The sequence below is a fragment of the Mesonia maritima genome (assembly GCF_042433895.1).
Lineage (GTDB): Bacteria > Bacteroidota > Bacteroidia > Flavobacteriales > Flavobacteriaceae > Mesonia > Mesonia maritima.
The window spans coordinates 931620-941814 of record NZ_JBHLUA010000012.1 but is presented as its reverse complement, the minus strand read 5'-3'; the positions used below and the strand labels follow the sequence as shown (position 1 = coordinate 941814).

9 protein-coding genes and 2 pseudogenes are annotated in these 10195 nt (G+C 32.5%); 5 read left to right on the top strand and 6 right to left on the bottom strand.

The genetic code is table 11. The features are described 5' to 3' along the window. The 5 genes and pseudogenes from ACFFGL_RS11150 to ACFFGL_RS11130 all read left to right on the top strand — a co-directional run. Positions 1-1111, top strand: a 1111-nt coding sequence (locus ACFFGL_RS11150; protein WP_378928453.1) for an RHS repeat-associated core domain-containing protein, incomplete at its 5' end; no start/stop codon positions are given. Between the two features lies 1 nt (position 1112). Next, positions 1113-1739, top strand: a complete 627-nt coding sequence (locus ACFFGL_RS11145; RefSeq protein WP_309730808.1) for a T6SS immunity protein Tdi1 domain-containing protein — start codon at positions 1113-1115, stop codon at positions 1737-1739. A 75-nt stretch (positions 1740-1814) separates the two neighbouring features. Beyond that, the gene (locus ACFFGL_RS11140; RefSeq protein ID WP_309730811.1) at positions 1815-2915 is read left to right on the top strand and encodes an RHS repeat-associated core domain-containing protein; all 1101 of its coding nucleotides are present in this window, start codon (positions 1815-1817) and stop codon (positions 2913-2915) included. Further along, positions 2905-3378 (top strand): hypothetical protein, encoded by a 474-nt coding sequence (locus ACFFGL_RS11135; protein WP_309730814.1) that lies wholly within the window; start codon positions 2905-2907, stop codon positions 3376-3378. Before ACFFGL_RS11140 ends, ACFFGL_RS11135 begins: the two co-directional genes overlap by 11 nt. Positions 3379-3514: 136 nt before the next feature. Further along, positions 3515-4711, top strand: a pseudogene (locus ACFFGL_RS11130) (IS256 family transposase). Between the two features lie 203 nt (positions 4712-4914). Here ACFFGL_RS11130 and ACFFGL_RS11125 read toward each other — a convergent pair. The 6 genes and pseudogenes from ACFFGL_RS11125 to ACFFGL_RS11100 all read right to left on the bottom strand — a co-directional run. Next, positions 4915-5949: a tyrosine-type recombinase/integrase gene (locus ACFFGL_RS11125; protein WP_309730817.1), complete on the bottom strand. Its 1035-nt coding sequence runs from the start codon at positions 5947-5949 to the stop codon at positions 4915-4917. A gap of 934 nt (positions 5950-6883) precedes the next feature. Next, the gene (locus ACFFGL_RS11120) at positions 6884-7105 is read right to left on the bottom strand and encodes a hypothetical protein (protein WP_309730820.1); all 222 of its coding nucleotides are present in this window, start codon (positions 7103-7105) and stop codon (positions 6884-6886) included. Positions 7106-7113: 8 nt separating this feature from the next. Then, the gene (locus ACFFGL_RS11115; protein ID WP_309730822.1) at positions 7114-7959 is read right to left on the bottom strand and encodes an RHS repeat domain-containing protein; all 846 of its coding nucleotides are present in this window, start codon (positions 7957-7959) and stop codon (positions 7114-7116) included. Positions 7960-8075: 116 nt separating this feature from the next. Further along, the gene (locus tag ACFFGL_RS11110) at positions 8076-8513 is read right to left on the bottom strand and encodes a hypothetical protein (RefSeq protein ID WP_309730825.1); all 438 of its coding nucleotides are present in this window, start codon (positions 8511-8513) and stop codon (positions 8076-8078) included. Positions 8514-8885: 372 nt separating this feature from the next. Beyond that, entirely contained in the window at positions 8886-9278 is a 393-nt protein-coding gene (locus tag ACFFGL_RS11105; RefSeq protein WP_309730828.1) for a hypothetical protein, read from the bottom strand. A 3-nt stretch (positions 9279-9281) separates the two neighbouring features. Continuing rightward, positions 9282-10195: pseudogene (locus ACFFGL_RS11100) on the bottom strand (hypothetical protein); the annotation flags it as partial.

The following is a 10195-nucleotide window of genomic DNA, read 5'->3' as shown; positions in this document are numbered from 1 at the left end:
CTATAATGATTACTATCCTTTCGGGATGCTCCTACCAGGACGCCATGCAAACACTCCGGACTACCGGTACGGCTTCCAGGGGCAGGAGATGGATAACGAGCTTAAAGGGGAAGGGAATAGTGTTGATTTTGGAGAAAGAATGTTGGACACAAGGATTGGCAGATGGTTCCGACCAGATAGAGTAAAGAAACCTTGGCTCAGTCAGTATCAATTTGCTTCTAACAATCCTATCAATAATGTTGATCCAGACGGACAAGATGAGATTCATTTCTTTTATAGGTTACAAGATGTCTTAGATGAAGAAGGAAATGCTTCTCAACAGATGGTCTTGAACGTTGAGATTGTTGAAAATGATAAGGAGCATACATTTTTTATTCACAATAACTCAAGACCAGACAAGGAACCTGTACAGATATTTCCTTTTCAAGAAAATAGACTTCCAAACCAATCATCAATGGAAGCTTATGATGCTAAAGTACCTTTAGCTAATGGAACAAGATGGATGTATGGCCTTTTTGAAAAAGGCACTGACGATTATACATACTTAGGTCGAATACTTCAGGCTGCTCCAGAGCTTGTTGAACATTATGAGAAAGATTCTGACGGTACAGGCACTCGTTTCAATGGAGCTATCAATATGGCTGGAAGTGTTGATTTTGCTGAAACAATGATTGAAGGGACGGAAACAGTATATGCCATTGTTGACGGTTATTATCTTGTAAAAGGGTTAGGTAAATTTGCTGTTAAACAATTGACTAAAAGTTCGGGAGGGGTAGATTTAGTTTTAAAGTTTAAAAAAGGCTGGACAGCGGAACAAAAGGCAGCAGCAGTAAAAAAAGTAGAACAACTCTCAAATTCTAAAACGGTAGTAGTTAAAAAGCCACAAAGAAAAGCCAATGCTCGAAGTAGGTATAAAAAAGCCGGTTATGACGTAGATGATATAGAGGATGTCGATCATATAATAGATTTGCAATTAGGAGGCGCTGATGACATATCAAATATGAAAGGGCTTGATAAAAGTGTAAATAGAAGTATTGGAAGACAGATACAGAATGTTATAAAAGAATTACCTGAAGGAACAAAAATTAATAAAGTGATAATAAAGGATTGATATGTTAGAATTATTTAAATCAAAAAATAAGAAGGACGATATTCTATTTTCTCTAGAAAGAAAGCAAGATAGTATTTTTGACAAAAAATTTAAAGATAAAGATGATTTGTCAATATTGTTTTCAAATTATGGAGGAACCTCATACAATAGAGGAATGTTTAGAATTCATAATAAAACCAGTGCACTATACTGGACTAGTATTGTTACTGATTTTTTTCCACAATATAAAAATAAAATATGTTGTTTTTCATATGATTGGATGGGAAGGCAATTTGCAATAGATATAACAGATCCAAAGAAGAATTACTTGTTTGATGCAGCTACAGGGGAGGATTTTGAATTACCTCAAACATTAAATGGTTTTTTTAATGAAGAACTCGTTGACTATAGGGATGATACTTTAATTCCTGAAGATTTTAATGATATATTAAAAAAATTGAAAATAGATATTTTATCCCCTAATAAATGTATAGGGTATAAACAATTACTTTTTCTTGGGGGGGAAGATAATCTAGATAATACAGAAGTTATAGATATGGATATATATTGGAACATGAACTATCAAATTTATTCTAAAATTCATAAAATGAAAAAGAGAAATATTATTAATAATATCAAGTATGAATGATATTTACAAGGAAGTAAAAAATAATGAACCTAATAACCAATTATGTTCATTACTTGAGGTCAACATTTTGCAATATTGGGAAATTATACAAGATTCATTTACATAAAAGATATAGGGTGCCAGTGCAATCTTGCTCACGGGAAGACACGCCACACTGCTGATTACCGCTACGGCTTCCAAGGGCAAGAGATGGATAACGAGGTAAAAGGCGAGGGAAACTCTATCAACTACAAGTTTAGGATGCACGACCCACGTATAGGAAGGTTTTTTGCTCTTGATCCTTTAGAAAAAGGTTACCCTTGGAACTCGCCTTATGCATTCAGCGAAAATAGAGTTATTGATGGTATTGATCTTGAAGGTGCAGAATATGTTACTAGAGGGCATATTCTAAATGATAAAAACGAAATTATCACAACACAGGATATATCATATTATCAAATGAATACATTAGAATTAATTATGAAAGGAGGCACACCAGCACATTATTTTAATGCCGCAGGATATGGTCCTGAAGGACGAGGTGTCAAGCATGAATACTATTATTTAGATGGCAGCGAGGCTTTTAAACCAATATGGGAACAAGGTCGGACTGGTGTTGATGTAGTAGGAAGATTTGGATTATATTCTGGAGGTGGTTCAATAACTTTATATGGTTCAGACGAATTTAAAAATAATAATTACGATTACACTTTTACACCTATCACGGAGCCTGATGCGATTGCTAAAAGACATGATAAAGCATACTATGATGTTGGTGGTTATAATAAGCCAGATTATAAAGGATTTGTAGAAGATGTGAGGACTTTAGCGGCTGATATTAAGATGGTAGAAGAGGTAAGTGCTTATCTAGAGAACACTAATATATTTACTATAGATGCTGAAAGTCATGTAGCAGCAAAAGGACAGTTACATTTTATAGGGATTTTGGCAGATTATAAAAGTTGGAAAGTTGGAAAACTCCAAAGTATGGGGCTAGACCCTACAAACCCTAACCATATTGACCAAGTGAAATTAAGTAATTTCCTGCAGGCTACAGAATATATTTATCAAGATAATAATTCTCTAGGAATTGCTAAAAGATGGGCTAATTACATAGAATTAATGGCAGCCTATCCGCCAAGTACCCAAGATAAAAAAAATGAAGCGAAACCTAAACTTGAGAAAAATGAAGATTAGAATTACACTTGTATTTATTATGATACTTATTTCCTCGTGTTTAGAAACAAGGGTTAAGATTAATCGTGATTTTATCGAAAATAATGGTTGGAGAGGTAAGAATTATATTAATTTTACGATTAAAAGATTAATAGTTCCAGACTCTATAAAATTTGAAGATATAGATCCTTTTGATCTACGTTCTCTACGTCTTAAGAAGGTAATCAAAATAGATACCAATTTCTGTTATAGGGCTAAGCATAGTAATGATAAGAAGTTAAGTAAAATCTATTTCAATTCTAACAATGAAGGGGTTAAATTTGTGAATTGCAATAATAGAAATGATAGTAGAAAAAAGCTTGGGCAATTGCAAAAACAAAATTGGTATTTTTTTAGAGATGTAAATGATAAAAATGAATATTACGTTTTTATTGACAAAACTGGCAAGGCCTCAACACACACAGTAAATCCAGTAAACTGGTAGTATTAAAGTTTAGTTATTATATGAGGATAAATAAAAACATTCCTAACAAGGACTATCTCATAAACTGTGTAAATAAAAAAATAACAGGGGTCGCGACCCCTGTTATTTTTTTGTCTAATTTTAAATTTTACACCTTATGAAAAAAGAAGATTTATTTAGCGATGAATTTTTAAAGCAGTTCAAAAGTGGAGATGAGCTCAATGGCTTTTTAAAACAACTGCAGAAACGTGGCATTGAGAAAATGCTGGAAGGCGAATTGGATGCCCATTTAGGCTATGACAAGAGCCAAAAGTCCGATAATCCCAACACCCGCAATGGTTTTGGTCAAAAAAAGGTCCGTACCTCTTTTGGGGAATCCCAGATTCAGGTCCCCCGAGACCGGAATGCTTCCTTTAACCCGATGATCGTACCTAAACGCGGTAATATGGTTGACGGTATAGAAAACGTCATCGTATCGCTCTATGCCAAAGGAATGAGCAATAGCGATATCGAAGAACAGATCAGGGAAGTTTATAACTTTGAAGTTTCCACTTCTACTATTTCCAGGATTACCGAAAAGGTTACTGAAGATATCGTGGCCTGGCAGAACCGTCCACTAGAACCCGTATATCTTATTGTTTGGATGGATGGGATCGTCTTCAAAGTAAGGGAGAATTCCAAAGTGATCAACAAGACAATATACATAGCAGTAGGGCTTTGAAGGGATGGAAAGAAAGAAGTTTTGGGACTTTGGTTGGGTAAGAATGAATCTGCCGCATTTTGGATGAGTGTCCTTACCGATATAAAATCCAGGGGAACCGAAGATATACTGATTACGGCCACCGATAACCTAAACGGGTTTACCGATACCATCAGGAACGTGTTTCCTGAGTCCAAAACCCAAATCTGTGTGGTACATCAAATACGAAACGCCTGCAGGTATGTGGTATGGAAGGACAAAAAAGCCTTTACAGCAGATATGAAGCATATCTACAACGCACCCAACCAGCAAGCTGCCAAAGCTGCCCTGGATGATTTTGCAGGGCTATGGGAAGGTAAGTACTCATATGCTGTGAAGAGCTGGAGGGACAACTGGGAAGACCTTACCGTATTCTTTGAGTTCCCATTGGAGATAAGAAAGATCATATATACAACGAACCTTATCGAAAACCTCAATGGGAAAATAAGGAAGTACACCAAAAATAAATTATCATTCCCTACAGATGAAGCAGTTATGAAATCTGTATATTTGGCTACAAGGGAAGCCACTAAGAAATGGTCTATGCCTATTAGGAATTGGGGCATTATTTTAAATCAGTTCCTTACGATCTATGAAAAAAGGGTCAGACTTTAAAAAAGTCCAACCCCTGTTATTTTAACTTTACACACTTTGCGGGATAGTGTCTCCTAACAATACTTTTTACCTGTTTTGCACTCTTTTCATTTTTAACACTTATGGTTCGCATCATAATAAAAGATATATATATCTTTTAATTATTTAAAATATTATTATCAAATTTAATCTACTCTAATGAGTTGAACATTATTTTAAGTCTATTAATATTCTTCTAATTTTTGATGGATTTTATCGATTTCTTTATCAATATATGTTTGAGCGTAATGAACATAACGATTAAAGGAACTGCTTGAACTGCTATGGCCACTTATTTTTCTTACAAGGTGCTCGGGCATACCTAAAATCAATAAAGTGGTTATTGCTGTTCTACGCATCATATGTGAACTCATCTTGTCACAAAACAATACTTCTTTTTTAGTCAGCTGTTTGGGTTTCCCTAACTGTTCTCTGGTTAATGATATAGGAGAAGTAAACCCTGCTTTTTTTCCTATATTTTTAAGAGTTCTATTGAATATAAAAAGAGTTATTTTAGGAAAGATATTTTTTTTGACAGAACGGGGTTTATATTGTTGATAAATTTCTACAGCATACTTAGGCAGCTTGATACCTGTACTGGTTTTGGTCTTCTGAGACTTTATATTTAGGTAATAATCTCCATTTTGAACTTCTATATTTTTACTGGTAAGATTAAATAAATCGGAAAAGCGTAACCCCGTAGTACAGCCAAAAACGAAAATGTCTTTAACCTTCTTCTCTGCTGGGGATAGGAATCTGTTAAACTCCTTGTCATGAATTAAAAATTTCAGTTGTTCTGGGGATAGTACCAAAATATTAATTTCTTCTTTTCTTATGTAGAGTATTTTCTGATAGTCACCAGTATTAAAATCTTTATCATATTTTAACCAATTAAGAAATGTTCTTATTTGTTTTATGGTAATGCCTACATAGTTATCATGACAACCTTTTTTATACAAGAAAAGGGTGAATTTTTTATAAAATTTTTTCCAATAGTTTTTCTCTGATAAACGTTCACGCTTGTTTAATCTGGATGCATCACATATTCTTAACTCGATTCCTGTACTATTAGTGAACAGGCGAAGGTTATTTAGGACGTATGTGTAATTTTTAATTGTACCTTCGGATATTTGCTCTCCATTTTTCTTTAAGCGTTTTCCGTTTTTGCTTTCCTTTATAAATTGTTCAAACAAAGGGATAATAGCTAATTTTACTTTCATAATACCTTATTTTTTTAATATCGGAATAAAATAAGATTGTTTATGAAAATATGTAACAAAAACTATTTTGTTTAAGCATCTTCTTTTCAAACAAACGCTTGAAAAAACTTTTCTTTTGAGCAGTGTCTTTTGTCTTTTCTTAATGAATATATTTACTTAATACAGTAATTTATGTGTATTTATAACTGTTTACGTATAATTTTATGTTGTCATTTGGTAAGTGTGTTTCTATTTTAAGAAAGGAATTTGGGTTGTCACAAACATATTTAGCCTATCAACTTAGTACATCTAAATAATCGAGTCCCCCTTCTAATCGAAAAGAAGTTTAAGTGTAAGCTTCCCTTAAAACAGATCCGTTAGTTCACTCGATAAGATTGCCCGCTATATTAACTTAACAATAGGCGAGCTTGTAAATCTTGATAGCGAATTTACCACGGATAAAGCAACCTTAGAACAGCTTAAATTAATACAAGAGCTGGGTGAAGATGATTGATTCCTTTCTGACCAAAAAAAGTTTAAGGACTTTTTTAATAAAAATGTGGCTACACTTTAGAACATAAAAAAAGCTGCTTTTTACAGTAGCTTTTAATTTTTTATAATAAATCTAGTAAATACTCAAAAGGAGACAAATATTCTTTTTCATTTTTAATACTCCTATATTTTACAGTAGAACCTTTTAATTCGTTTGTCATATTTGTCCAAATTAAAATTCCCTCTTTTTCAAAAAGATGAGCTTCTTTCTCATCTTTAAAACCAGATTCTATTGGGTTGCTTTTATTATACGTTTTCTCAAATTTATTATCCCATTCTAAAATTTGAGATTTTAGTGAGTCAGAGATTTGTAAATCTTCTGTATCTTACCATCATTTTCACTAACCCAAATAGGATAACATTCATACTCTGGCATTATTTTAATAGTTCTATTCATCTATTTTTATTTTATAGAAACAGGATTAGCCCCAACTATAAATCCGTTATCTCCAACAGTTACAGCAACTCTTTTTACTTTTCCTTTGTAAAGAGCTTCATATATCGGTCTTCCTGTTCCTTTTCCTTGATAACCTACTATCTTTCCATTCTTTACTGCGTCAAAAACAAAATCTGCAATATCATCTTTTGCTACTCCATTTTTAGCAAAGTCATCTGCGTGGCGCATTATGTGTTTTAAGCCTGCGTTTGCATTACCTTTTCTAAAAATATAATTTTACCTAGCTTATCTTTTCCTATGTTGATTATATCATCAATACTATGCTTAATACCATTTTTAGTTAACTGTCCTGAAAAATGTTGTATAATTTTAGTTTCTGCACGTGAAATAACTGTTTTTTCAAACATATTTTTCCATAAACCAGAACCAATAGTTACTAATGCATAATCTAAAATATTTTCTCCTGGATGGTTTACAGATTCTCCTGTATTTAACTCAACAGGCAGATTTAAATCAATACCATCATAAGTGAAGTGAACATTATACTTAGCTAAAATATGAGTGTCTGTAGATTTCCAACACCAAGGTCCTGAAGTTGTTGTTTTTGTTGTAAAACCGTTATAAGAAAATGTTACAATAGTATGTTCGTCAATAAGTTTTCTTTCATTTAAAACTTGTATTACTGGTCCTATAAAACTATCGTCGCCAGCTTTTGAACCTTCTAATGTATGAACATTACTTTCTAGTTGATTTTGCCCAGCACTATTATTATTAACAATAACTTTTTTCTCCAAACCTTCTAACTCAACAGCATTTATAACAACATTTTCACTAAAAGCATAAGGTGAGTTGTATGCATATTCTCTAAATAGTGGGTCTTGTGCAAAAAACCTTCCTACACGTGGGTCGTGCATCCTAAACTTGTAGTTGATAGAGTTTCCCTCACCTTTTACCTCGTTATCCATCTCTTGACCTTGGAAGTAGTAACGATAATCTGAAGAGTTCCCATGTCTACCCGGTAAAAGCATACCGCCAGGATAGTAATCAGTATAGGCTTTAATATCTGGGTTAAAATATCTCAAAGAACCTGATGATGCTAATTTAGGTATTTTTTTATCACTTACAACACTTAATACATTTCCAAGATGATTAGTAAGCTTATAACGTTTATCACCGGCATTTATAATTAAATAAATTATTAGTTCTTTACCCTTAAAGCACTTAAATATGTATTTTCGCTATCAAGAGCTATTTGAACTTTATATTGTCTATCCATTTTTGCTATGGTATCAATATAAAGGTTATAAACACCTTCTAATCGTTCATCATCACTCTTGGTTATACTAAGTTTTAAAGTATCATTTTGTTTAAAAATATCATATGTGGCATCAATAGACTTACCTTTTCTATTTTCTCTTTTTGTAAACCATATGTGGTTATGGTTCTCCAAGCCAACTATATAAAATCCTTCCTCCCGTCTTAAATCAAATTCTTTGTTTTGGGTTTGATCTATACGTTCAAAATGATTTATTGTCCAGGCTCCCTTTATCTTTTGAGAATATTGATTATGAAAAGAAGAACTACAAGAAAGTATTAAGCATAGAACGGTCAATAAAATAAAATTAATTTTTTTCAAATTGATAACTATTTTTTAACCCATAGAATCATAAAGTGCTAAAACTAGAATTATGATTTTTATTATTAGGGTCTTGCAGTTCAATAGATTCGATAATTATACATATAAAAAACATTAGTTTGAATCTATATTTATCTATTGAATTTTTGAATTCCTAACACTATGATTGATGTATAGTCCCTATAATAAATAGCTTATGCCTTTCCCGTAGTACCATTTTAGATATTAAAATATAATCTCATAAGAAGCATATCCTTACTACCTTCTTTTCCAGACTTTTCTTTCAATTTAGCTAATAATTGTTTTTTTGATAGTTTTTAAATACTTTTTTAACCTGATTGAGAGGATAAAAATAAGTATCTCGTGATTTGTTTATATATTTATATGGACTGAGTTTAGTTTATCACCTGAGGTTTTTAAGTTTTCTGAAGGTATTTCAATCCACAATATAGAATTAAGATTTCTTATTTGAAATTTACTAATATAAATGTCATCGTAAGGTACATACTTAGTCTCTAAAAAATTTAGTTGATTTCTTAAATCGTCAACACTAAACTCAAATTTAGTATAAAGAACACAATGAGTTAGGCTTTTGTTTTTGATAGTAAGCATTACTTGTGAAAAAAACTTTTCTGCAGTAAAGACAAATGTATCTGTACCGCTAGAAAACTTTTGATTTAAACCGTATTCTTGTAATATCTCTTTTAGATTACTCTTATTTTTTTTAAGAAATAATATATGCTTCAATAAGTCGTGTATATTCATAAATTAAGGATTAACTACTTCTACATTTGCATTTGGTTTAAAATATTGTGTTCCACCACCTTCAAGGATTCTCCCTTCAGTAGTCCAATCATCCATAGAGCTAGTTGTAGACTTGAGGAACTTCGTGTCCTCTAAAAGTTTTACTGTCACTTTTACTCGACCTTCCATCGGAATTCCAAGAGTATTTGGATCTGTACCTGGTTTTGTATAATAATCCCCTGGTTTAGGATTTCCATCTGGATCTAAATAAGAATATCTTTCTAAAATAGTCCCCTTCTGTAAAGTTTTAGTTTGAACAGCTTTATCAAAATTTATTCCTACCATATGATCCCTTGCCTTTTGTAGACTATACCCTTCGTATTTATAAAAATCTCTAGCTAATCTAATTCTTTTATTTAATAACCTGGTAGGAGATGTATATTTTGAAAGTTTTTTTGACAAAAGAAGAGTACCTACTCCTTCTATAAATCGCGGACTTTGAATTCTATCTATTGCATAATCTCCAAAATTAGTAAAGCCTTCATTCTGTTTGGCATCAATCATATCATCAGCAATAGCATAGGACATTTGATCAAATTGCTTATCTACATATTCAAATACTTTTTCAGGACCACCTCGTCCAAATACTTCTATTATATTGAAAGTAAAGGGGATAGTATTTAAGGTATTAATTCCAATATTCTTTGCTATTGTCCCAGCTGTTTGTAACGTTGTAGCACTTTCATCATAACTTTCAGTGTCCAAATAATCCCAAGATTCAGCTCCTTCAAGCTCTATTTTATCTAAAGTCCTATTTTCGCTAAAAGCATAAGGTGAGTTCCATACAAAAGATCTAGCTAGCGGATCGACAGTAAAAAACCTCCCGACCCTTGGGTCGTGCATTCTGTACTTATAATTTATGCTATTCCCTTTCCCTT

Excerpts from the sequence above, each read along its gene's own strand:
- ACFFGL_RS11120 (WP_309730820.1), bottom strand. The coding sequence starts at position 7,105 with ATGCGCCACGCAGATGACTTTGCTAAAAATGGAGTAGCAAAAGATGAT.
- ACFFGL_RS11125 (WP_309730817.1), bottom strand. The coding sequence starts at position 5,949 with ATGAAAGTAAAATTAGCTATTATCCCTTTGTTTGAACAATTTATAAAG.
- ACFFGL_RS11145 (WP_309730808.1), top strand. The coding sequence starts at position 1,113 with ATGTTAGAATTATTTAAATCAAAAAATAAGAAGGACGATATTCTATTT.
- ACFFGL_RS11135 (WP_309730814.1), top strand. The coding sequence starts at position 2,905 with ATGAAGATTAGAATTACACTTGTATTTATTATGATACTTATTTCCTCG.
- ACFFGL_RS11105 (WP_309730828.1), bottom strand. The coding sequence starts at position 9,278 with ATGAATATACACGACTTATTGAAGCATATATTATTTCTTAAAAAAAAT.